Source organism: Hymenobacter terrigena (genome assembly GCF_054776515.1).
In genome coordinates this window covers 155,638-177,185 of sequence record NZ_BAAHBU010000005.1, presented here as the reverse complement: position 1 = coordinate 177,185, position 21,548 = coordinate 155,638, and the positions used below count along the sequence as shown (strand labels likewise).

The 21,548-nt window shown below is 62.8% G+C and carries 20 protein-coding genes; 15 read left to right on the top strand and 5 right to left on the bottom strand.

Annotation, left to right across the window (positions count from 1 at the left end; translation table 11 throughout):
• Nucleotide 1 precedes the first annotated feature (1 nt).
• Nucleotides 2–697 carry an RNA polymerase sigma factor gene (locus ACYU7Q_RS20010; RefSeq protein WP_460611228.1) on the top strand — a complete coding sequence of 232 codons (696 nt, stop codon included), beginning with the start codon at nt 2–4 and terminating at the stop codon, nt 695–697.
• Nucleotides 684–1,871 carry a TonB family protein gene (locus tag ACYU7Q_RS20005; RefSeq protein ID WP_460611227.1) on the top strand — a complete coding sequence of 396 codons (1,188 nt, stop codon included), beginning with the start codon at nt 684–686 and terminating at the stop codon, nt 1,869–1,871. The genes ACYU7Q_RS20010 and ACYU7Q_RS20005 overlap by 14 nt, the downstream gene beginning before the upstream one ends.
• Before the next feature lie 29 nt (nt 1,872–1,900).
• Here ACYU7Q_RS20005 and ACYU7Q_RS20000 read toward each other — a convergent pair whose 3' ends face one another.
• A complete protein-coding gene (locus ACYU7Q_RS20000; RefSeq protein WP_460611226.1) occupies nt 1,901–2,977 on the bottom strand; it encodes an alpha/beta hydrolase family protein in 1,077 nt (358 codons plus the stop codon).
• 189 nt (nt 2,978–3,166) lie between these two features.
• The gene (locus tag ACYU7Q_RS19995) at nt 3,167–3,550 is read right to left on the bottom strand and encodes a dodecin family protein (protein ID WP_460611225.1); all 384 of its coding nucleotides are present in this window, start codon (nt 3,548–3,550) and stop codon (nt 3,167–3,169) included.
• Nucleotides 3,551–3,760: 210 nt separating this feature from the next.
• Here ACYU7Q_RS19995 and fumC point away from each other — a divergent pair, with 210 nt between their 5' ends.
• The 13 genes from fumC to ACYU7Q_RS19930 all read left to right on the top strand — a co-directional run bounded on the left by fumC (nt 3,761) and on the right by ACYU7Q_RS19930 (nt 17,495).
• Nucleotides 3,761–5,161: a class II fumarate hydratase gene (gene fumC / locus ACYU7Q_RS19990; protein ID WP_460611224.1), complete on the top strand. Its 1,401-nt coding sequence runs from the start codon at nt 3,761–3,763 to the stop codon at nt 5,159–5,161.
• Between the two features lie 96 nt (nt 5,162–5,257).
• The gene (locus ACYU7Q_RS19985; protein WP_460611223.1) at nt 5,258–5,866 is read left to right on the top strand and encodes a hypothetical protein; all 609 of its coding nucleotides are present in this window, start codon (nt 5,258–5,260) and stop codon (nt 5,864–5,866) included.
• Nucleotides 5,867–5,930: 64 nt separating this feature from the next.
• Nucleotides 5,931–6,524 (top strand): GNAT family N-acetyltransferase, encoded by a 594-nt coding sequence (locus ACYU7Q_RS19980; RefSeq protein ID WP_460611222.1) that lies wholly within the window; start codon nt 5,931–5,933, stop codon nt 6,522–6,524.
• Nucleotides 6,517–6,918 (top strand): diacylglycerol kinase family protein, encoded by a 402-nt coding sequence (locus tag ACYU7Q_RS19975; protein WP_460611221.1) that lies wholly within the window; start codon nt 6,517–6,519, stop codon nt 6,916–6,918. The genes ACYU7Q_RS19980 and ACYU7Q_RS19975 overlap by 8 nt, the downstream gene beginning before the upstream one ends.
• Nucleotides 6,919–7,014: 96 nt before the next feature.
• The gene (locus tag ACYU7Q_RS19970) at nt 7,015–7,470 is read left to right on the top strand and encodes a DUF6970 domain-containing protein (RefSeq protein WP_460611220.1); all 456 of its coding nucleotides are present in this window, start codon (nt 7,015–7,017) and stop codon (nt 7,468–7,470) included.
• Nucleotides 7,471–7,552: 82 nt separating this feature from the next.
• Nucleotides 7,553–8,044 (top strand): DinB family protein, encoded by a 492-nt coding sequence (locus ACYU7Q_RS19965; protein ID WP_460611219.1) that lies wholly within the window; start codon nt 7,553–7,555, stop codon nt 8,042–8,044.
• 103 nt (nt 8,045–8,147) lie between these two features.
• Nucleotides 8,148–8,825, top strand: coding sequence for a response regulator transcription factor (locus ACYU7Q_RS19960; RefSeq protein ID WP_460611218.1), 678 nt, complete (start codon nt 8,148–8,150; stop codon nt 8,823–8,825).
• Nucleotides 8,826–8,906: 81 nt separating this feature from the next.
• Nucleotides 8,907–10,289: a sensor histidine kinase gene (locus tag ACYU7Q_RS19955; protein WP_460611217.1), complete on the top strand. Its 1,383-nt coding sequence runs from the start codon at nt 8,907–8,909 to the stop codon at nt 10,287–10,289.
• 123 nt (nt 10,290–10,412) lie between these two features.
• The gene (locus ACYU7Q_RS19950; RefSeq protein ID WP_460611216.1) at nt 10,413–10,922 is read left to right on the top strand and encodes a gluconokinase; all 510 of its coding nucleotides are present in this window, start codon (nt 10,413–10,415) and stop codon (nt 10,920–10,922) included.
• A gap of 179 nt (nt 10,923–11,101) precedes the next feature.
• Nucleotides 11,102–11,371 (top strand): hypothetical protein, encoded by a 270-nt coding sequence (locus tag ACYU7Q_RS19945; RefSeq protein ID WP_460611215.1) that lies wholly within the window; start codon nt 11,102–11,104, stop codon nt 11,369–11,371.
• 35 nt (nt 11,372–11,406) lie between these two features.
• Nucleotides 11,407–12,564: an efflux RND transporter periplasmic adaptor subunit gene (locus tag ACYU7Q_RS19940; RefSeq protein WP_460611214.1), complete on the top strand. Its 1,158-nt coding sequence runs from the start codon at nt 11,407–11,409 to the stop codon at nt 12,562–12,564.
• A gap of 168 nt (nt 12,565–12,732) precedes the next feature.
• Nucleotides 12,733–15,888: an efflux RND transporter permease subunit gene (locus tag ACYU7Q_RS19935; RefSeq protein WP_460611213.1), complete on the top strand. Its 3,156-nt coding sequence runs from the start codon at nt 12,733–12,735 to the stop codon at nt 15,886–15,888.
• Between the two features lie 167 nt (nt 15,889–16,055).
• The gene (locus ACYU7Q_RS19930; protein ID WP_460611212.1) at nt 16,056–17,495 is read left to right on the top strand and encodes an outer membrane factor lipoprotein domain-containing protein; all 1,440 of its coding nucleotides are present in this window, start codon (nt 16,056–16,058) and stop codon (nt 17,493–17,495) included.
• 42 nt (nt 17,496–17,537) lie between these two features.
• On the opposite strand, the gene ACYU7Q_RS19925 is transcribed toward ACYU7Q_RS19930, so the two are convergent.
• The 3 genes from ACYU7Q_RS19925 to ACYU7Q_RS19915 all read right to left on the bottom strand — a co-directional run bounded on the left by ACYU7Q_RS19925 (nt 17,538) and on the right by ACYU7Q_RS19915 (nt 21,528).
• Complete coding sequence (locus ACYU7Q_RS19925; protein WP_460611211.1) at nt 17,538–19,088, bottom strand: TolC family protein; 1,551 nt, start codon at nt 19,086–19,088, stop codon at nt 17,538–17,540.
• Between the two features lie 72 nt (nt 19,089–19,160).
• The gene (locus ACYU7Q_RS19920) at nt 19,161–20,522 is read right to left on the bottom strand and encodes an HlyD family secretion protein (RefSeq protein ID WP_460611210.1); all 1,362 of its coding nucleotides are present in this window, start codon (nt 20,520–20,522) and stop codon (nt 19,161–19,163) included.
• Nucleotides 20,515–21,528: an ATP-binding cassette domain-containing protein gene (locus ACYU7Q_RS19915; RefSeq protein WP_460611209.1), complete on the bottom strand. Its 1,014-nt coding sequence runs from the start codon at nt 21,526–21,528 to the stop codon at nt 20,515–20,517. The genes ACYU7Q_RS19920 and ACYU7Q_RS19915 overlap by 8 nt, the downstream gene beginning before the upstream one ends.
• Between the last annotated feature and the right edge of the window lie 20 nt (nt 21,529–21,548).

Genomic DNA, 21,548 nt, shown 5'->3' with positions numbered 1-21,548 from the left:
GATGTTCTTCCGCCGCTCCTCGCCTCCCGCCGCCGCTGCGCCACTCTCCGACCAGGAGCTGCTGGCCCGCTACCGCGCGCACGGCGACGTGGCCGACCTCGGCCAGCTCTACGACCGGTACCTGCCCGAGGCCTTTGCCGTGTGCCGCCGCTACCTCGCCCCGCCCGACGAAGACGCCCAGGACGCCGCCATGCAGCTGTTTGAGCATCTGGTGAAGGTGTTGCGCACCCACGCGCCCGAAAACTTCCCGGCTTGGCTGCACACCACTGCCCGCAACCACTGCCTCATGCAGCTACGCGCCCGCAAGCGGGCCGGCCCCAGTGCCGGGCCGCTCGTGCTCAGCTTCCCCGATGCGGCCGATGTGGAATCGGCCGCCGCCCGGCATCTGCCAGACGAACAGGCCGCCGCCGAAGATGCCGAAACTGCCGAGCTGCGCTTGCAAAGCATCGAAGCGGCTTTGGCCGAGCTGCCCCCGGCCCAGCGCCGCTGCCTCGAATTATTTTACCTCGAAAAGAAAAGCTACCGCGAAATCGCCCTCGAAACCGGCCTCGAACTAAACCTGGTGCGCAGCCACCTGCAAAACGGCAAACGCATGCTGCGCCGCCAGCTGGAGCCGCCCGCACCCGCCAAAACGCCCGCTTCCCGTTCTCACCTGCCCGCTCCCGACGCCAACAACCCGCTCCATGCTGCCCGCTGATTCGCCCTTTGCCCGCCTGCCTGCCCCCGGCCCCCACCCGGCCCCGGCGGAGCTGCGCGCCTACGCGGCCGGCACCCTCGCGCCCGCCGAGGAGCACCGCATCGAGGCCCACACGCTGGACTGCGAGCGCTGCGCCGATATCCTGACGGGCTTTTCGATGAGCGACCCGGCTACCACCGACCAGGCCGTGGCCGAGTTGCGCGCCCGCCTGCAAGCCCGCATCGGGACCGAGGAGCCGGCGCCCGTAGCCGGCGGCTGGACGTGGCCCCGCATCGCGGCCGCTGCCGCCGTAGTGGGCGCGGTGGCCGGTGGCATCTGGGGCTGGGAGCAGCATGAAACCGCCCGCCCGGCGGCCACAGCCCGCCTCGAAACCGTTGCCGTTGCGCCCGCGGCCACGCCGGCCCCGCATCAAGCACCCGTACCCGCAGAACCGGTACCTGCCCACGCGCCCGAAACCGCAGTAGCAACGGCCCCATCCGCCTCAAAAGAAACTAAAAAAGCTGCTGATTATGCGGCCACCGGCCCGGCCCGTTCGCGGCGGCACGCCCCCCTTAGCCGGGCGGCCCGCCGGGCAATCAGGGTACCCGATACCGACGCAATGGTGATGGCAGATGCTGCCGCGCCCCCAGAAGCCGAAGCCAGCGTTGCCGCCGCGCCGCCGGCAGTAGCCGCTGCACCAGCCGCCGCGAACTCGGCTGGTTCTGCCGCCGCGCAGGCCTCCGTTCTAGCCGAAACCACCGCAGCCGACACGCTGACCAATAATGACAAAGCAGCCAAGGCCAGTCGGTCATTTGGCCTCAAATCCAAGGCATTATCCGCCAATAAGCTAGCTGACAACACCGCCAGCGTGCGCGTGGCCGATACCCCAATGCCGGCCACGCCATCCATCAACCCCGCGCCGGTGGGCGGCACGCCGGCCTTCCGCAACTACCTGCACCGCGAAGCCGCCGCGTTCGAGCCCGAGGAGGGTCAGCTTCACCTCAACGGCACGGTGCGCCTCCAGTTTATGGTGGGAGCCGATGGCAAAATCAGCAATCTGAAAGTGCTGCGCAGCCTGCGCCCCGACTACGACGACGAGGCCTTGCGCATGGTGTGCGAAGGCCCGAAATGGCAGCCCGGCATTGCCGGTGGCCGCCGCACCGACTTGCCGATAGAGCTGACCGTCACGTTTTAACCTAACGTAGCGCGGACTAAAAGTCCGCGCTACAGCGCCGCGCCGGGCTGCACGGTGCCGGCATCCACCGCTTTCAGGAACTTGATGAGGCCGGTGAAATATGTTTGCTGGTCGTCGTACATGCTCATGTGGCTGCCCTTGGGGCAGATGAGGGAGTTGCCTTTCTGCACCTTGGTGGCAATCATGCGCATGTGCGCGGGGTCCATGGTGTCGTACTTACCGCCGATGCTGAGCACGGGCACGGTGAGCTTGGGCAGGTCGGCCACCCGGTCCCAGGTGGTGAGTTTGCCGGAGATGCCGAACTCGCTGGGACCCTGCATGGTCACGTAGAGCGACTGGTTAATTTTGCCCAGCGAGCGGGTTACGGGCTCGGGGTTGGGCACAATGCGGCACAGGTGCTCGGCGTAGAAGTTGGGTTCAAGTAAGCCCATGTAGCGCGGGTTGGCGAAGTCCTTTTTGGCTTCGAGCTGCCGGATTTCGGCCAGCACTTCGGGCTTCATCTGCTTAGCTAGCACGTCCTGGGCATATTTGCCGTAGTCGGGGCAACTCATCATCATATTGGAAATGATGAGTCCCTTGAGGTTTTGCTGGTATTTGAAGCCGTACTCGGCCGCCAGGATGCCGCCCCAGGAGTGGCCCAGCAGGTAGAAATTGGTGTTGTCGAGCTTCAGGGCTTGGCGCACCTGCTCCACTTCTTCCACGTAGCGCGGCAGGCTCCACATCGAGGTGTCTTTGGGGTTGTCGGAATTGCCGCAGCCCAGCTGGTCGTAGTAGATGAATTCGATGCCTTCCTTCGGCAGAAAGTTTTCGAAGCACTCGAAGTATTCGTGCGTGGCGCCCGGCCCGCCATTCAGCAGCAACACCTTGATTTTCGGATTATTGCCAAACTGCTTGGTCCACACCTTAAACTGGCCCTTGGGCGTGGTTATCGGAATCAGCCGCACGTTGCCGTCCTGCACGCCGGTTTCCGCATCGGCGAAATAGCTGGTCAGCGTGGTAGCTGGCGCAGTGCTGGTTTCGGGGGCTTTGGGCTGGTTGCAGCCCGTAAAGCTGGCCGTACCAAACAGCAGCGCCACCGCGAGGCGCAAGGGAGTCGAAAGCTTCATTTTACGCAAGAGCAAAGGGCACAGAAGTATGCCGGCGAAAGATAGGCGTACTCGCTACTTTTTGCCCTCCCAAAGCTTGTCATCCTGAGCGTAGCGAAGGACCTTATCACGGCTGAACAAATCGTTCTTAACGCAATAAGGTCCTTCGTTGCGCTCAGGATGACAGGCGGTTAAAGCCGAAGCAACTGGCTACCCGCTGTAGCCGCCGCCGCTGCCGGGCTCGGTGGCGCTGCCGTTTTCAGGTTCGGCGGGGGTGGGCAGGTCGGGCTGGGTGTGTAGGTCGAGGTGGCTGTAATCGGGTGCGCCGTTGCCGGCGGGCACGGGGGCTTCCTCGAAGGTGCGCTCCAGCTCCGAAAGGTCGAATTCCTCCGTGGGCGTGCCGAAGCTCACCTTGGCCGTGATGCGGTACTCCACAATGCGGTTGGCTTGCACCTTGCAGTTCTGGTCTTTGATGTAGATGGAACTGATGTTCGGCACCGAGCTGCTGAGTTGGGCTACGGCGCGCTGCAGGGCGTCTTCAAAGCTTTTCTCGGACGAAGCCAGGATTTCGATGACTTGCTTGATGGAGGACATGCGGAGAACGGAATGGGTGGAAAAGGTCAGCGGACCCGGCCGGCGCGGCTGTAGCCCGAAGTTTTTCTGCTTTACGCGGCAGACCATTTGGTGGCTATTTCGGTTGAAATAAAAGCGGCGCTTGGCCGGTGGTGTACTTTTGCGCCTGACTACCGCCGCGTTGGCGCTTCAAAACCCCACCTTTTACTTCTTCACCAACCCACTTCCCGCATGGCTTTCCGCACCGAAAAGGACACCATGGGCACCGTTCAGGTGCCTGCTACCGCGTACTGGGGCGCTCAAACCCAGCGCAGCATCGAGAATTTCCCCATCGCCCAGGACATCAACCGGATGCCCAAGGAAATCATCGCTGCCTTCGCCTACCTCAAGAAAGCCGCCGCCCTTACCAACCGCGACGCCGGCATCCTCTCGGCCGAGAAAGCCGACCTGATTGGCCAGGTGGCCGATGAAATTCTGGCCGGCAAGCTCGCCGACTCGTTTCCGCTGGTGGTGTGGCAAACCGGCTCGGGCACGCAGTCCAACATGAACGTGAACGAGGTGATTGCCTACCGCGGCCACGTGCTGAACGGCGGCCAGCTCACCGACGAAAAGAAGGCCCTGGCCCCCAACGATGACGTGAACAAGAGCCAAAGCTCGAACGACACGTTCCCGACGGCCATGCACATCGCGGCCTATAAAATCCTGGTCGAGACCACCATCCCCGGCATCGAGAAGCTGCGCGATGCGCTGAAAAAGAAGTCGCAGGACTTCATGCACATCGTCAAAATCGGTCGCACGCACTTCATGGACGCCACGCCGCTCACGCTGGGCCAGGAGTTTTCGGGCTACGTGTCGCAGCTCGACCACGGCCTGCGCGCCATCAAAAACACCCTGGCCCACCTGAGCGAATTGGCGCTCGGTGGCACCGCCGTGGGCACGGGCATCAACACGCCCAAAGGCTACTCCGAAAACGTGGCCAAGCACATTGCCGCGCTCACCGGCCTGCCCTTCGTGACGGCCGAAAACAAGTTTGAGGCCCTGGCCGCCCACGACGCCATCGTGGAAGCCCACGGCGCCCTGAAAACCGTGGCCGTGAGCTTGATGAAAATTGCCAACGACATTCGCATGCTCAGCTCGGGCCCGCGCGCTGGCATCGGCGAAATCGACATTCCCGACAACGAGCCCGGCTCCAGCATCATGCCCGGCAAGGTGAACCCCACCCAGTGCGAGGCCATGACGATGGTGGCGGCCCAGGTGATGGGCAACGACGTGGCCATCTCGGTGGGTGGCTCGATGGGCCATTTCGAGTTGAACGTGTTCAAGCCGGTAATGATTTACAACTTCCTGCACTCGGCCCGCCTCATCGGCGACGTGTGCGTGAGCTTCACCGACAAGTGCGCCGTGGGCATCGAGCCCATCAAGAAAAACATTCAGAAGCACGTCGACTCGTCGTTGATGCTCGTGACCGCCCTCAACCCGCACATCGGCTACTACAAAGCTGCCGAAATTGCCCAGACGGCCCACAAAAACGGCTCGACGCTGAAGGAAACCGCCATCAACCTCGGCTACGTGACCGCCGCCGAGTTCGACGAGTGGATGAAGCCGGAGGAAATGGTGGGCGAGATTAAATAGCCCGCTACTGGCGTCCCGGTTGAACCCGGCCGCCCAAACGCAGTCGAAGCGCAGCCCTGAGTAGCCCGTTGCTACTCAGGGCTGCGCTTCTTTGTTATGAGACTCTACCTGGCTTTTGCATTGCTGGCGGTAGCTCCGCTGGCCGCCCGCGCTCAGCTGGCCCGCGCCGCGCCCGTCGATTCGGCCACGGCCCGGCTGGCGCTGGCGGCGAGTGCCCGGCTTTACCCAAAGTTTTACCGGGCCCTGCGGGAAGTGCAGCAGCAGGACACGCTGCTGAAAAGATTTGTGCTGGTGCAGAACGAGCGCCGCACCGACGGCCCGGCCGCGGCCTTTCCCAACGGCGTGGTACGGCTCGACATCCGTTTCCTGCAAAGCCCCCAGCCGGGTTTTGATGACAACCGCATGGTGGTGGTTTTTTACCACGAAATCGGCCACCTACACTATTTCCGCACCGTGCCGCTGGCCGGCCGCACGCCCGATGCCAGCGAGCGGGCCGCCTTCGACTACTCGCTGCTGCAAACCCGTCGCCTGGCCGAAGCCGGCGACTGCCAGCCGCTGCAAACCGGCCTGAAATTCATGCTACTCCGCAGCCAATCGTCGGACCTAAGCGACCCGCACGTACGCGCCCTGCAAAACCTGGTGCGCGAGCCCGCCTACGCCGACTACCGCGCCTACGTGGCTCGGCACTGCCCTGCCGCTCCATGAGCCGCATGTACGCAGATGTGGTTTTTTACCGGCAACTTTGCCGCCCCATTTCGCCCTTGCTCCAATGGATTTCTCTGCGCCCATCGTCATCGAAAACAACCGCGCCCGGCTGCGCCCGCTGGAGCTCACCGATTTTGAAGCCCTCAAGGCCGTGGCTTTCGATGCCGACATCTGGAAATACACCCTTACCCGGGGCGATGATGCCGTGAGCCTGGCCGCCTACCTACGCCAGGCCGTGGAGGCCCGCGAGCAGGGCCTGCGCTACCCGTTCGCCATCGTCGACCGCGAAACCGGCGAGCTGGCCGGCAGCACCAGCTACTACAACGTGGTGGAAGCCGACCAGCGCCTGAGCATTGGCTACACTTGGTTGGGAAGCAAGTTTCAGCGCTCGGGCCTGAACCGGGCCTGCAAGCACCTGCTACTCTGCCACGCCTTTGGGGCACTGAACTGCGAGCGGGTGGAGCTGGAAACCGATTCGCGCAACCTCAAGTCGCGCACGGCCATGGCCCGCATGGGGGCCACCGAGGAAGGCACACTGCGCAGCCACCGCCTCACGCAGGGCGGGGTCCGGCGCGACACGGTCATTTTCAGCATTATCCGGCCCGAGTGGCCGGCTCTGCGCAACTCCACCTTCAAAGAGTTTGAAGCCCGTGGCTGAGCCCACCTCGCCCGCCCCCGACCGGCTGCGCCCGCCCGGTGGCTTGTGGCGGCGGCGCGTGGCCAGCTTCGGCCACGCCGGGCGCGGCGTGTGGTCGGCGCTGTGCTCCGAGGTGCATTTGCGCTTTCATGCCCTGGCTACGGTAGTGGTTATCGGGCTGGGGTTTTATTGCCACATTACCCGCCTGGAATGGGCGTTGGTGGCCATTTCGGTGGCCTGCGTGTGGTCGGCAGAGCTGATGAATACCGCCATTGAGGCCCTGACCGATTTGGCCTCGCCCGCCTGGCACCCGCTGGCCGGCAAGGCCAAGGACGTGGCCGCCGGGGCCGTGCTGCTGGCGGCGCTGGGCGCGGTGGTGGTGGGCGCGCTGGTGTTCGGGCCCTATTTTTTTTAACGCCTGATTCCGGCCCTGGCCTCAACCATTGGGCGCGCCGGGCGTACCCATAGCGGGCCCCGTTTGTGGCCACGCCCCGCTTCTTCCTCCATTCCTATGCGCTTGCTCTCTTTCGTTGCTGTTCTGGTCTTCGCCTCGGCCTGTGCCCGCCAGCAGGTGAGCGTGACCACGCCCACCACGCCGCCCGAAGGCCCTACCGTGGTCGGCACCACGCCTGCCCCCACCAGCGCCAATACCGTGGACCCGGTGTACGCCCGTGTTCCCGAATCGGACACCACGGCCCGGCCGCAGTGGCTCAAGGCCCGCATCGCGGCCGTACTGGCCGAGCGCAAGCGCAACCCCATCACCCGCATTTTTCGCTACCAGTACAACGGCAAAACCGTGTACTACCAGTCGGCCCCGTGCTGCGACCAATTTTCGCAGGTGTTTGACACCCGGGGCACGCTGATTTGCAACCCCGATGGCGGCATTACCGGCAAGGGCGATGGCAAATGCCCGGACTTTGATAAAAACAAAACCAACGAAAAACTGGTCTGGCAAGACCCACGGTAGTGGTGAAATGGTGAGGTGGTGAAATGGCGAGTTTTCTTCACTACCTCCCAAACTCACTGCTTCACCATTTCACTATCTCACCATGATTAATACGATTGCCAAGCTCGGCGCCTTCAACGTCTGGGCCAACGAAACCCTGCTGCGCCGCCTCGATTCGTCGATAGCGGCCGGCCACGAAATTCCGCAGCCGGTGCTGCGCCTGTTCAGCCACGCCATCAATGCCCAAGCCATCTGGATTGCCCGCATCACCGGCACGCAGAGCCCCGTGAAAGTGTGGCAGGAGCACGATTTGGCCGGCATTCACCACTGGCACGAGCAGACGTCGGAGCGCCTCGCGCAGCTGTGCGAAACCACCGACGAAGCCGAGCTGAACCGCCACATCCAGTACACCAACTCGCAGGGCGACGCCTACGATTCGCTGGTGAGCGACATCCTCACCCATGCCGTGACGCACGCCACCTACCACCGCGGCCAGGTGGCCACCAAAATGCGCGAAGGCGGCTTGGAGCCCGTCAATTCCGACTTCATCACCTACTGCCGCGAAATGAGCGGGCAAGTCGAGCCCCAGCTGTAGCGCAGGTTTCGAACGAATGCAACAGGCAGTCTGGCAATATGGTCCGGGCTGCCTGTTCTGCTTTTAGCTTGCACCCGTATAGCCGCGCATAACCTTCTGCACCATGAAAATTCTGTTGGTTGAGGATGAGCCGCCGCTGGCTTCGTTCGTCAAAAAAGGTTTCGAGCACGAGGGCTACGACCTGACCGTGGCCTACGACGGCCGCACGGGCTGGTCGCTCTACGAGCAGCAGCCCTACGACTTAATTATTCTCGATGTCAACCTGCCCTACCTCAATGGGGTGGAACTGTGCCAGCGCATCCGGGCCAATAGCCGGCTGGTGCCTATTCTGCTGCTCACCGCCCTCGATAGCCTCGACGACAAGGAAGCCGGCTTCGCGGCCGGAGCCGATGACTACGTCGTCAAACCGTTCGAATTCCGGGAATTATTGATGCGGGCCCGCGCCCTGACCCAGCGCTATGCGGCGGCCGCCGGCCAGCGTCGGGAGTTGCGCATGGCCGACCTCGTGCTCGACCTCGACGCCAAAACCGTGAGCCGCGCCGGCCAACGCATCGACCTCACCACGCGCGAGTACTCACTACTGGAGCACCTGCTGCGCAACCGCGGCCGGGTCGTTTCGCGCGTGGATATCGCCGAGCGGGTCTGGGACCTGGATTTCGACACCACGACGAATGTGATTGATGTGTACGTGAGCTACTTGCGCAAGAAGCTGGACCGCGGCTTTTCGCCTAAACTCATTCATACCGTAGTGGGCATGGGGTATGTGATGCGGGAGGAATAGCGTAGCTCTGCGAGTCCGCACATCGTACGACAACCGACACACTTTTTTCAACGCGGACCCGCAGAGTCCACGCTACTGAATATGCTGATTCGCAATAAGCTGATGCTGCGGTTTACGCTGCTGGTACTGGGCATCCAGCTCAGCTTCTCGGTGTTTATCTACTACTTCAATGCCAACACGCGGTTTCAGCGCTTCGCGCACCGGTTGGAAACCAGCGCCACGCTGGCGGGCCGGCTGCTGGTGCGCAACCACAAGCTCGAAGTGGGCACAATGGGCAGCCTGCGGCGGGGCGACCTGCTCACCCTCAGTGGCGAGCAAATCAGCATTTACGGGCCGGATAATACCCTGCGCTACAGCAGCGCCGACAACATTGACCAGACCGTGAACCGGGCGCGGCTGGCCGGCTTGCAGCCCGGCCAGCGCATCAGCTACCCCGCCGTGGGCCAGCGCGAAACGGTGGGCCTGGCCGTTGAACACGAGCACGAGGGCCAGCGGAACGTGTACCGCATTTTCGTATCGGCCGAGGACCGGGTGGGGTGGGCGTGGCTGCAGCAAGTGCGCTTGTTGCTGGCGCTGGGTAATGTGGGGGCGCTGGCACTCACCATTTTGGCGGGCTGGTATTTTGCGGGGGCGGCCCTGCGGCCGGTGGCGCGCATCAGCCGGCAGGCAAGCCGAATTTCGGCCACCAGCCTGGGCCGGCGGTTGTCGGAGGGCAACGGGCGCGACGAGCTGGCCCAGCTCGCGCAGGTATTCAACACCATGCTGGCCGGGCTGGAGCAAGCGTTCGATGCCCAGAAAAGCTTCCTGGCGCACGCCTCGCACGAGTTGCGCACGCCCCTCACCACCCTCACCGGCACCCTGGAAACGGCCCTGGCCTACGATGCCTCGCTGCCCGAAGCGCGGCAGAGCCTGGCGCAGGCGCTGGAGGCATCACGCCACTTAACGGGCCTTACCAGTAGCTTATTATCGTTGGCGAAGGTGGATGGCTCGTTGCCGGAATTCGAGCCGGTGCGGCTGGATGAATGCCTGAATCAAGCCTTGAGTTTTGCCCGGGCCAAATACGTGGGCCGGGAATTCCGTCTCACTTTCGGCGAGCTGCCGGAAGAAGCCGAAACCGACGTTTTTATGGTGCCCGGCAACGCCGAGCTGCTCACCACCGCGCTGCTGAACCTGCTGGACAATGCCGGCAAGTATTCGGCCGGTCCGGTGCAGGCCGAGTTGGGGTACGAAGGCCCGGCTACCTTGCGCGTCCGCATCACCGACGTAGGGCCTGGGCTTAGTCCGGAGGAATTGGGCCGCATTTATGAGCCGCTGTACCGGGCGGCAGGCGCGGTGGGCCGGCCCGGCTACGGCCTGGGGCTGCCGCTCGCGCAGCGCATTGTGCAGCGCCACGGCGGCCGGCTGGAGTTGGCGTCGGCGGTGGGGCAGGGCACCACGGCCACGGTATGGCTGCCCGCCGCGTAGGTTTGAGGGCGGGGACAAGCCCTGCGGGTACGGCCCCGCCCCGACATCACTCGAATGTGCACAGCCGTTAAGCTCGACCTTTCGTAAAGCATCACCTCCAACATTTTCTAACAGCAGGGTAGTATGAGTTTCATCGTCATGGGGGTTTCGGGCTGCGGCAAAACAACGGTGGGCGAGCAGCTCGCCCAAAAACTCAACCTGCCCTTTTACGATGCCGACGACTTTCACTCGCAGGCCAACATCGATAAAATGGCCCACGGCACGCCGCTCACCGACGATGACCGACGCGACTGGCTGGCCACGCTGGCCACCAAGCTGGGCGAGTGGGAAAAAGCCGGCGGCGCCGTGTTGGCCTGCTCGGCCCTGAAAGAAAAATACCGCACTACGCTGCAAAGCGAATCGACTGAGCCGCTGCACTGGGTTTTCTTGGATGGCCCTAAAGAGCTGCTGCTGGAGCGTATAGGCGGGCGCAAGGGCCACTACATGCATTCCAATATGCTCGACTCGCAGTTGGCGACGCTGGAGCGGCCGGCTTACGCGCTGCGGTTATCCATCACGAATACCCCCGCAGAACTGGTGAGCCAGATACTGGACGCGCTGAAAATGGACGCGGCAGCAGGCACTAAGCGGTAGCTTTGAACGAAACCGTTGGACCGAAACCCATCCGGCGCGCACGACGCGACGCAAAATGCTGCGGCTCTACCTCGTTAGATGTGCGCAAGCCCCGTTTTCATGTATTCTAATACGGTTCTCATACCGTTTTAATGTTGGCTTGGGTGCTTTGCGGGCAGTTGCCACCACCGCAAACGACAATGTCCTCCCAACTCCGGCCCTTTAATTTCTTGGTTTTGCTCCTGGCTGGGGCCTTGGCGTTGTCGCTGGGCCTCAATGGCTTTCTACTATATAAAACGCCTGCACTCGCCGTCGACTGCGACGACTTGCAGGAAACCGAAGCTGACCTGCGCCTCACGCAGCGGCTGCTGGCGCGCTGCCAGGCCTCCCACCAGCAGCAGGACAGCCTGCTGGCCCTTCGCCCCGCACTTTCTAACGCCGTGCCCACGGCTACCGCCACGGCCCACTAACGGGCCGCTGGCTTCTGTTTGCTCATTCTTCTCCCATGCACTTCTTCTTGCGCCGCTCTTTTCTTCCCTCTTTTGCGCTGACCGCCGCGGCGGGGCTGCTGGCAGCAGGCCTCAGCGGCTGCTCGGCCAAGGCCAAAAAAGATACTGCTGAGGTCCCACCGGAGGTGCCAGTAGTAACGCTGAAAACCTCCAGCCAGAGCCTGCACCGTGATTATGTAGCAGATATCCAGGCCGTGCGCAACGTGGAAGTGCGAGCCCAGGTGGCGGGCTTTTTGGAGCACATTTATGTGGACGAGGGCAAGCCTGTGAAGAAAGGCCAGCCGCTGTTCCGCATCAACGCCAGCGCCTACCGCAACAAGCTGAGCCAGGCCCAGGCGGCCGTCGCCAGTGCTCAGGCCCAGGCCGCCGCCGTGCGTGTGGAAAGCGACCGGGTGCGCCTGCTGGTCGATAAAAACGTCATTGCCAAGACCGAGTTAAAGCTCACCAACAGCAAGATACGCGAGGCCGATGCCCGCGTGGCCGACGCCCGCGCCGGGGAGGCCGCCGCTCGCCTAAGCCTGAGCTACACGCTGGTGCGCGCCCCATTTGATGGCGTGATTGACCGCATTCCGCTCAAAATGGGCAGCGTGGTGGAGGAGGGCACCCTGCTCACCACGGTATCGGATTTGAGCGCCGTGTTTGCCTACTTCGATGTGGCCGAGGGCAGCTACATGAACTATACCAAGGCCCGGCGCGAGCACCCCGAGCTGCACTCCGATTCGGTGCGCCTCACGCTGGCCAACGGCGAAGTGTACCCCCTAATGGGCCATATCGAAACAGCTGAAAGCGAGTTCAATCCCAACACCGGCTCCATTGCCCTGCGTGCCCGCTTTCCCAACCCCGACCGCCTGCTGAAACACGGCGCTTCGGGCAAAGTCCGGCTGACCGACCAGTTGCCCTCGGCGCTGCTGCTGCCGCAGAAAGCGGTGTTCGAGATTCAGGACCAAAATTTTGTGTACGTGGTGGACCAGGCGGGTGTGACGCACACCCGCAGCTTCAAGCCGCAAACGCGGCTGGGCGATTTCTACGTGGTGAAAGAGGGCCTGAAAGCTGGCGAGCGAGTAGTGTACGAAGGAGCGCCGGAACTCCACGACCAACAGAAAATCAACATCAAAACCGTGCTGCTCGATACGGCCGCCGTGGCAGCGCAGTAAGTCAATCATCTGATTAAAAGAAGGTCATGCAGAGCGTAGCGAAGCATCTTGCCCGCCACCAGTAATCATTTACTGTTGCAGTAAAGATGCTTCGCTACGCTCTGCATGACCTTCTAATCAATACTCAATCCGCCTAAACGCGGACTCGCAGAGTCCACGCTACTGCTTATGTTCGACATCTTCATCCGCCGGCCGATTCTTTCGCTGGTGATTTCCGTTTTCCTGGTGCTGCTGGGCGGGCTGGCGCTGTTCACACTGCCTATCACGCAGTTCCCCGACATTGTGCCGCCCTCGGTGACCGTGACGGCCCGGTACACCGGGGCCAACGCCGAGGTGTGCGCCAAGGCCGTGGCCACGCCGCTGGAGCGCGCCATCAACGGCGTGCCGGGCATGACCTACATGAACTCGGTGAGCTCCAACAACGGCGTCACGCTCATCACGGTATTCTTCGAGGTGGGCACCGACCCCGACCTGGCCGCCGTGGGCGTGCAAAACCGGGTGACGACGGTAATTGACGAGTTGCCGGAGGAAGTAATCAAGGCCGGGGTGACAACGGAGAAGGAGGTAAACTCCATGCTGCTCTACCTCAACATCACGAGCGATGACAAGTCGGCCGGCGAGCAGTTCATTTACAACTTCGCCGATATCAACGTGTTGCAGGAGCTCAAGCGCATCAATGGCGTGGGCTTTGCCGAGATTATGGGCTCGCGGGAATACTCGATGCGGGTGTGGCTTAAGCCCGACCGTATGGCGGCCTACGAGGTGGGCACCGACGAAATTGTGGAAGCCATCCGGGCCCAGAACGTGGAGGCGGCGCCTGGCAAATCGGGCGAAAGCTCGGGCGGCAAGGCCCAGCAGCTGCAATACGTGCTGCGCTACACCGGCAAGTTTTTCGAGCCCGAGCAGTACCGCAACATCGTTATTCGCTCGAATCCCGACGGCTCGGTGCTGCGCCTGAAGGCGGTGGCCGACGTGGAATTTGGCACCCTCACCTACGGCATGTCGTCGAAGAACGACGGACAGCCCTCGGCGGCTATCATGCTGAAGCAGCGGCCGGGCTCGAATGCCAGCGAGGTCATCGAGAACGTGAAAAACCGCATGGCCGAGTTGCAAAAAACCAGCTTCCCGCCCGGCATGAAATACAGCATCGCCTACGATGTGTCGCGCTTTCTCGATGCCAGTATTCACGAGGTGCTGCGCACGCTGGTGGAGGCCTTCGTGCTGGTGTTCATCATTGTGTATCTGTTTTTGCAGGACTGGCGCTCCACACTGATTCCGGCGCTGGCGGTGCCGGTGGCCCTCATCGGCACGCTGGCCTTCATGCAGATGCTGGGTTTCTCCATTAACCTGCTCACGCTCTTCGCGTTGGTGCTGGCCATTGGCATCGTGGTCGATAACGCCATTGTGGTGGTGGAGGCCGTGCATGCCAAGATGGAGGAGAAGCACATGGATGCTCGCAGCGCAACCTTCGAGGCCATGCACGAAATCAGCAGCTCCCTGATTGCCATTACCTTGGTGATGTCGGCGGTGTTTATTCCAGTGTCGTTTATGGAAGGGCCGGTGGGTGTGTTCTACCGGCAGTTTTCGCTTACGCTGGCCATTGCCATTGTCATTTCGGGCGTGAATGCCGTGACGCTGACGCCAGCGCTGTGCGCGCTCATGCTCAAGACGCACGAGGGCGAGCGCACGGGCTTGCTGGGCCGGTTTTTCAAAAGCTTCAACAAAAAGTATGAAGGCCTGGCCGGTGGCTACCAGCGCCTGCTGGGCGGCATTGCCGGGCGCCGCGTGGTGACCATCGGGGTGTTGCTGCTATTTTTCGGGGCCACCTGGGGCGTCAGCCGGATTCTGCCCTCGGGCTTTATCCCGACCGAGGACCAGGGCATGGTGTACATCAACGTGACCACACCGGCCGGGGCCACCGTGGAGCGCACCGAGGCCGTGCTGGCCCAGGTGCAGCGCATTGCCCAGAAGCTCAAACCGGTAGAATCGGTTTCGACGCTGGCTGGCTACAGCCTGGTAAACGAGGTGGCGGGCTCCAGCTACGGCATGGGCATGATTAACCTCAAGGCCTGGGACGAGCGGGAGCAGTCGGTCTCAGAGTTCATTAAAGAACTGGAAGACAAGACCAAAGGCATTGCCGATGCTGAGATTCAGTTTCTGCCGCCGCCCACGGTGCCGGGCTTTGGCAACAGCAGCGGCTTCGAGTTCCGCCTGCTGGACAAGACGGGCAGCGGCGACCTGCAGAAGACGGCCCAGGCCTCCAAAACCTTCCTGGCGGCGCTGCAAAAGGAGCCGGCCATCAACGGTGCGTTCACCGGCTTCGACCCCAACTTCCCGCAGTACCTCATCCACGTCGACCAGGACATGGCCGCCAAAAAAGGCGTGACCGTGGACCGCGCCATGAGCACCCTGCAAACGCTGCTGGGCAGCTACTACGCCTCCAACTTCATCCGTTTCGGCCAGATGTACAAGGTGATGGTGCAGGCCAGCCCCGAGTACCGCGGCCGCCCCGACGACCTGCTGGCCCTGCACGTAAAAAACAACCGCGGCGAGATGGTGCCCTTTTCCACCTTCGTGAAGCTGGAGCGCGTGTTCGGTCCTGACCAGCTCACGCGCTACAACATGTACACCTCGGCCATGATTAACGGCGATGCCGCCGCCGGTCACAGCTCGGGCGACGCCATTTCGGCCATCGAAAAAGTGGCCGCCAAGGTGCTCCCCAAAGGCTTCAGCTACGAGTGGAGCGGCATGACCCGCGAGCAAATCCTGAGCGGCGACCAGGCCCTCTACGTCTTCGGCATCGTGCTCATTTTCGTGTACCTGCTGCTGGCCGCCCAGTACGAAAGCCTGCTGCTGCCGCTGCCGGTGCTGCTGAGCTTGCCCACCGGCATCTTCGGCACCTTCGTCAGTCTGAAACTCCTGGGCCTCGAAAACAACATCTACGCCCAGGTGGCACTGGTGATGCTTATTGGTTTGCTGGGCAAAAACGCCATCCTCGTCATCGAGTTTGCCGAGCAGCGCCGCCGCGCCGGGGCCACCGTGCTGGAAGCCGCCGTGCAAGGCGCCGTTTCCCGCCTCCGTCCGATTCTGATGACCTCCTTCGCCTTCATCGCCGGCCTGATTCCGCTGGTGGTAGCCAGCGGCGCCGGCGCCCTGGGCAACCGCTCCATCGGCACGGCCGCGGCGGGCGGCATGCTCATCGGCACCGTCTTCGGCATGGTCTTGATTCCCGGCCTGTACGTGCTGTTTGCCAGCTTCGAGAAGCCGAAGAATCTGGAAGCAGATGCGGAGGTGATAGAAAAAAAGGAGCTGGTGGCGCATTGACCGGAGAGGGGGATTGTAGCGTGGACTCTGCGAGTCCGCGCCTCGCTTGAAAGAAACCTTTAACTAACCGCCCATGCGCGGACTCGCAGAGTCCACGCTACATCGCTCGCGCCGCCGTGCCTTCCCACCGAAACCTCATGGGGCGAACCGACAGAACAACCAATCTCATGCGCTTTCTAAACGCTGCCCTCGTCCTATTCCTCGCTGCCGGCTGCCGCGTGGCCGCGCCTGGCGGCCCGGCGGCCAGCCCCGCCACACCCAAAGCCTTCAACCCCACCACGCCCGCCACCGATACCCTCAGCGTAGGCAGCACGCCGTGGCGGCAGTTTTTCCAGGACCCCGTGCTGGCGGGCATCATCGACACGGCCCTGCGCCAGAACCTGGATTTGCGGGTGGCCGTGCAACGCGTGGAAGCCTTCCAGGCGCAGTACCTGGCCCGGCGCGGGGCGCTGTTTCCCACGGTGTCGGCCACGGGCACGGGCGCGCTGGACCGCTACGGCAAGTACACCATGACGGGCGTGGGCAACTACGACACCAACCTCTCGCAGAATATTGTCGACAACCAGCGGGTGCCCACCAACCTCACGCCCGACCTATTCGTGGGCCTGCGCAGCTCCTGGGAAATCGACCTTTGGGGCAAGCTGCGCAGCCGCCGCAAGGCGGCCTACCTGCGCGTACTAGGCTCGGAACAGGGCCGCAACCTGGTGGTGACCAACCTGGTGGCCGACGTGGCCCGCGCCTACTACGAGCTGCTGACGCTGGACAATCAACTCGCCATTCTGCTCCGCAACGCCCGCTTCCAGCAGGAAGGCTTACGCCTCATTAAGGTGCAGAAAGAAGCCGGGCGCGTGACCCAGCTGGCCGTGCAGCAGTTTGCCGCCCAGGCTCTGCGCACCGAAAGCCTGGCCTACGAAACCCGCCAGCGCATCACCGAAACCGAAACCCAGCTCAACCAGCTGCTGGGGCGCTACCCGCAGCCCATCCGGCGCGGGCCGGCGCTGCCCAACCAGTCGGGCCTGCCCACCAAGCTATCGGCGGGGCTGCCTGCTACGGCCCTGCTGCGCCGCCCCGACGTGCGCCAGGCCGAGCTGCAACTGCAAGCCAGCCGTGCCGACGCAGACGCCGCCCGCGCGGCCTTCCTCCCCAGCCTTACCCTCACGCCCTACGTGGGCCTCAACGCCTTCCGCGCCAATCTTTTGCTCGACCCCGGCTCGGTGGTGTACGGCGCGGTGGCGGGCCTCACCGGGCCTATTTTCAACCGCGCTCAGTACCGGGCCGATTTCCGCGAGGCCGTGGCCAACAACTATGAGGGCTACTACCGCTACCAGCAGGCGCTACAAACCGGCTTCCGCGAAGTGGTGGTGGGCCTGCAAGGGCTCGAAAATTTTCAGGCCGTGGCCAACCTGCGGGCCCGCGAAGTAGAACAGCTCACCAGCGCCGTGGCTACGTCCAACGACTTATTCGTGGCCGGCTACGCCTCTTATCTGGAAGTCATTACTGCCCAGCGCAGCGTGCTCGAAGCAGAGCTGAGCCTTGCGGAGGCCCGCCAGGCGCTGATGCTGCAAAGCGTAAATCTATATAGGGCATTGGGCGGCGGCTGGCAGTAAAGGAAGCCTGACGAGCTGTAGCGTGGACTCTGCGAGTCCGCGCTACAGCTCGTCAGGCTTCCCTCCATCCACCGACCGCGTGCCGGCGTAGTAATACAGCTCGGCCCGCGACTTTTCGTAGCTGGCACGCAGGCTTTCCTGCTTGACGCGCAACTCAATGAGCTTGGTTTCGCGGGCGTTGATGAGGAAGATGGTGCTTTCGCCCAACTCGAATTTTTGTAGCTCGGCCTGGAGCAGGAGGCGCTGATTGGCAATGGTTTGGGCCTGGAGCGCGAGCTGGCGCTCGTAGGCCCGCAGGGCGTTATACACAGTGTTGACCTGCGTCACGATAGTGCGCTGGCTTTGCTGGCGCTCCAGGGTGGTTTCCTTTACCTGAATGCGGGTGTATTGCAGCTTGCCGCGCTCGGCGCGCAGGAACAGCGGGAAAGTGAAATCGACGCCCACCTTATAGTTGTCGCGGCCAAAATTGTAGTAGGCGGGCACTTCGGGCTGGTAAAAATTGCCTTGGCTGAGCAGCACGCCGCTCACGTTGAGCTTGGGCTTGAGCATCTCGCGGCGGTAGCGCTCCTCGATGCCAAGCTGGCTGATTTTGGCTTCCAGCTTGCGCAGCGTGGGGTGCTGGGTAGCGGCCAGGTCAGCGAGGCGGTCGCGCTCGGCGGGGCTCACGCTGTCGAGCGCCGGCGCTTGCGGGGCGGCATAGGTGGGCAGCTCGGCGGGCTGGCCATCCTTGGTCCAGAGGTGGTTGGAGAGGATGAGGCGGGCGTTTTGCAGCTCTACGCGCAATTGTTCGAACTGCACCTGACGGTCCTGCACCGTGATTTGGGCCTCTACGGAGTCGATGGGCGCTTGGTCGCCCAGCTCGGCGCGGCGGGCAGTGCCCTGGAAGCGGCGGTTGGCCAGCGCCACGCCTTCCTGGATGAGGGCGGCCTGCTGGTAGGTGTAGTACCAGGTCCAATAGTCCTTGGCGGCCTGTAGCCACACTTCGTTTATCTGCTTCACGCGGTCGGCCTCGGCGGCGTTTTGCATCACGCGGGCCTGGCGCAGGGTGCTGCGGCGGGCGTCAATCAGCAGCCCCGCCCCGATGGGCACCGACAAGCCGATGCCCGCCAGGCCGTTGGCGGGCGTGCGGGTTTCGGGGTTGACGTAGGTGCCCACACTGCGGTCGTAGCTGGCTTTCAGGTCGATGCCACCGGGCCAGAGAGGGATTTTCAGTTCATTGTCCCAGTTGTTGTAGTAGTCGGTACCGCCGAACTGCTTGCGGTGAAAATCGGAGCCCAGCTTGGGGTCGAAGCCGCCGCGAGCCTGCAGCACCTGGCTGCGGGCCTCGTCGCTGAGCAAGGCCGCTTGCTTCACGATGGGATGATTGGCAAACACCAAATCGGCCAGGTTTTGCAAGGAGAATACCTTGACCGTATCGCCGGGCCGGACGATGTCCAGTTGTGTGGTTTGGAGCGGCGCTTTTTCGAGGCCCGAGCGGCGGGTGGGCAGGGGAGAGTCCTGGGCCAAGGCAGGGCGCGTCAGGCTGAGCAACAGCAGCAACCCGCAGCTACTGTTTTTTGGTTGGAAGAACGTGTTGAATATGATGGATAACATCTTGATTTATAGAATTCGTATTAATAAGTAGAACAGTGCAGGGACAGGGCTTGCCCTGCCCCTGCACTGTTCTTACTTGCCTTTCACGGGTGCCTCGTCGGGCTCGGCTTGCAGGGTGGGAGGGAAACCGTTGAGCTGCCGCCAGATTTCGTACCACACCGGCACCGAATCCAGAATAACCCAGCCCTGCACGCCCGAGCCCAGACGGAGCTGCCGGGGCCAGGGCTTGTCGCCGGGCTGTGGCTGGGAGGGGCGCACCAGCAGGCGATACTTACCGCCCGAACTACTCACCACGTCAATCACCGACACGAAGCCGCCGAACGTGCCCACCGCCGCCGATGGCCAGCCCGAAAACTGAATGGCCGGCCAGCCATCGAATTGCAGCCGCACCTGCCGCCCGCGCTGGATGAGCGGCACATCCATGGCCCGCACGTAGATTTCGGCCGCCAGCAACGGCGCCTCGGGCTGCAGCGTGGCAATGGATTCGCCTTCTTTAATGGTTTCGCCGATGCCGGCCTTCAGGGCGCGCACCACGTAGCCCGTTTGGGGGGCGCGCACCACGTACAGGCCACGGCGGACTTCCACGTTGCTGATTTTGTTACGGGTGGTAGCTACTTCCCCTTGCGAACTGGCGCGGCTCGACACGGCCGTGCTTCGGTCTGATTGAGCTTTGGCGAGGTCCTGCGCGTACTTGGCGCGCAGGTTGCTCAGTTCGATACGGGCATTGGCCAGCGCCTGCTCGCTGCTGGCTACCTTGTTGCGGGCCGAGGTCACCTTGGCCAGGTCTTCCTGCAGCTTGAGGCGGCGGGTTTCGATGTCGGTGAGCGAGAACAAGCCGTTTTTGTAGCCTTCCTCGTAGCGGGCCAGCCGGGCGCGGGTAGTTTCGTAGAAGTTGCTGGCCGCTACCAGGTCGGCCCGGTCAATGTTGAGGTAGTTAGCGGCCTGCTCCACCTTGTTGCGGGCCGATTCCAGCTGCACTTGCAGCGTAGCGCCCAGCGCGGCTATCTGCTGGTCGGTGGCGACTATTTTAGCCCCGTATGCATCCACGTTGGCCTGCTTAGCGGCCAGCTGCTCGCGCAGGCGTTCGGGTAGGTTGGGGTCGAAGTATTCGTCCTTGATTTCGGAGATGGTGAGGAGCGTGTCGCCTTTGCGTACGAACTGGCCCTCGCGCACATTCCAGTGCTCGATGCGGCCCGCAATCTGGTTCTGCACGGTCTGGGGGCGGTCCTGCGGGGTGAGGGCGGTGAGGGTGCCCGTGCCGGAAATGGTTTGGCGCCAGGGCAGAAACAGCGCTATCAGAAACAGCAGGCCCACCACCAGCAGGATGCGACCGAGCCGGCGGCTGCCCTGGATGCGCAATAGTTCGGGACGTGATTTGCGGGGCACTTTTTCCCACACCCCCTCGGCTACGTGTTGGTTCGAGAGGTTAAGCATGGCTGATGGCGGCGTGATGGGGGTCGAGGGGTAGGTCGGTGACGGCGGCCATTTTTTCCACCCCGGTGAGAATATCGAAAATGGTGCTGACGCCCGTCATCAGCTTCTCAATGGAAGCACTTATTTGCACGATAAGCACTTCGGCCGCAACGAATTGCCCCAAGGTCATTTGGCGCGATACCACGAACAGCGTGCCCGCAATCAGCAGGCCGGCCGTGAGCAGCGTGCGCAGGCCGGCGGCGTAGCCGTAGTAGGTTTTCAGCACCTGAAAGTGGGCGTTGCGGGCGTGCAGGTAGCCGGCGGTCAGCTCATCGGTGCGGGTCAGGGCATCGTCGGCCTGGGCGTTGTTGGTGCGCACTTCGGGCAGGCGGCCGGCCACCTGTTCCAGCCAGTCCACCAGTTCGTATTTATAAGCCGATTCGGCGATGCTGGTGCGTAGTGCCCGTTGGTAATTCAGTGCGTAGGTGAGTATCAGGGCGATGATGATGAACAGGCCCAGCGCAATAAAAATGGGGTGGTAGAACGCCAGCACTAACGCCCCAAACAGAATCTGCATGCCGGCAAACATCAAGTCAATCAGCAGCTTGGTAAGGCCCTTCTGCACCGTAAGCACGTCGAAGAAGCGGTTCACAAGCTCCTGCGGGTTCTGGCCTTCGAGCGCCTCGGGCTTGATGCGCGGCAGGCGGTAGGCAAACTCGATGGCGGCCTTGGCGAACAGGCGTTGCTCGATGGCTTCTACCATCGTGAGCTGCCCGATGAGCAGGATGCTGGCCAGCAGCACGCCGCCCACCACCACGCCAATCAGCAGGTAAGTAGAGCCGAACACGGCGCCCGTCGAAACCAAGTTGAAAACCGCCTGCGTGCCCAACGGCAGCGACAAGCTCACAATGCCCGCCACCACGGCGTACCAGATGATGTGACGAATCGTTTTGCGCTCGGTGTCGAGCATCCGCGTCAGTCGTTGCCACGGGGTGGGCGGCGGCAAAGTACTAGCGTATGAAGCCATTTAAACAGGGTGAAAAAAGG

Coding starts and splice junctions, on each gene's coding strand:
- ACYU7Q_RS19940 (WP_460611214.1), top strand. CDS start 11,407: ATGCACTTCTTCTTGCGCCGCTCTTTTCTTCCCTCTTTTGCGCTGACC.
- ACYU7Q_RS19995 (WP_460611225.1), bottom strand. CDS start 3,550: ATGTCCTCCATCAAGCAAGTCATCGAAATCCTGGCTTCGTCCGAGAAA.
- ACYU7Q_RS19925 (WP_460611211.1), bottom strand. CDS start 19,088: ATGTTATCCATCATATTCAACACGTTCTTCCAACCAAAAAACAGTAGC.
- ACYU7Q_RS20000 (WP_460611226.1), bottom strand. CDS start 2,977: ATGAAGCTTTCGACTCCCTTGCGCCTCGCGGTGGCGCTGCTGTTTGGT.
- ACYU7Q_RS20005 (WP_460611227.1), top strand. CDS start 684: ATGCTGCCCGCTGATTCGCCCTTTGCCCGCCTGCCTGCCCCCGGCCCC.
- ACYU7Q_RS19965 (WP_460611219.1), top strand. CDS start 7,553: ATGATTAATACGATTGCCAAGCTCGGCGCCTTCAACGTCTGGGCCAAC.
- ACYU7Q_RS19955 (WP_460611217.1), top strand. CDS start 8,907: ATGCTGATTCGCAATAAGCTGATGCTGCGGTTTACGCTGCTGGTACTG.
- ACYU7Q_RS19950 (WP_460611216.1), top strand. CDS start 10,413: ATGAGTTTCATCGTCATGGGGGTTTCGGGCTGCGGCAAAACAACGGTG.
- ACYU7Q_RS19960 (WP_460611218.1), top strand. CDS start 8,148: ATGAAAATTCTGTTGGTTGAGGATGAGCCGCCGCTGGCTTCGTTCGTC.
- ACYU7Q_RS19920 (WP_460611210.1), bottom strand. CDS start 20,522: ATGCTTAACCTCTCGAACCAACACGTAGCCGAGGGGGTGTGGGAAAAA.
- ACYU7Q_RS19915 (WP_460611209.1), bottom strand. CDS start 21,528: ATGGCTTCATACGCTAGTACTTTGCCGCCGCCCACCCCGTGGCAACGA.
- ACYU7Q_RS19935 (WP_460611213.1), top strand. CDS start 12,733: ATGTTCGACATCTTCATCCGCCGGCCGATTCTTTCGCTGGTGATTTCC.
- fumC (WP_460611224.1), top strand. CDS start 3,761: ATGGCTTTCCGCACCGAAAAGGACACCATGGGCACCGTTCAGGTGCCT.
- ACYU7Q_RS19970 (WP_460611220.1), top strand. CDS start 7,015: ATGCGCTTGCTCTCTTTCGTTGCTGTTCTGGTCTTCGCCTCGGCCTGT.
- ACYU7Q_RS19985 (WP_460611223.1), top strand. CDS start 5,258: ATGAGACTCTACCTGGCTTTTGCATTGCTGGCGGTAGCTCCGCTGGCC.
- ACYU7Q_RS19930 (WP_460611212.1), top strand. CDS start 16,056: ATGCGCTTTCTAAACGCTGCCCTCGTCCTATTCCTCGCTGCCGGCTGC.
- ACYU7Q_RS19980 (WP_460611222.1), top strand. CDS start 5,931: ATGGATTTCTCTGCGCCCATCGTCATCGAAAACAACCGCGCCCGGCTG.
- ACYU7Q_RS19945 (WP_460611215.1), top strand. CDS start 11,102: ATGTCCTCCCAACTCCGGCCCTTTAATTTCTTGGTTTTGCTCCTGGCT.
- ACYU7Q_RS20010 (WP_460611228.1), top strand. CDS start 2: ATGTTCTTCCGCCGCTCCTCGCCTCCCGCCGCCGCTGCGCCACTCTCC.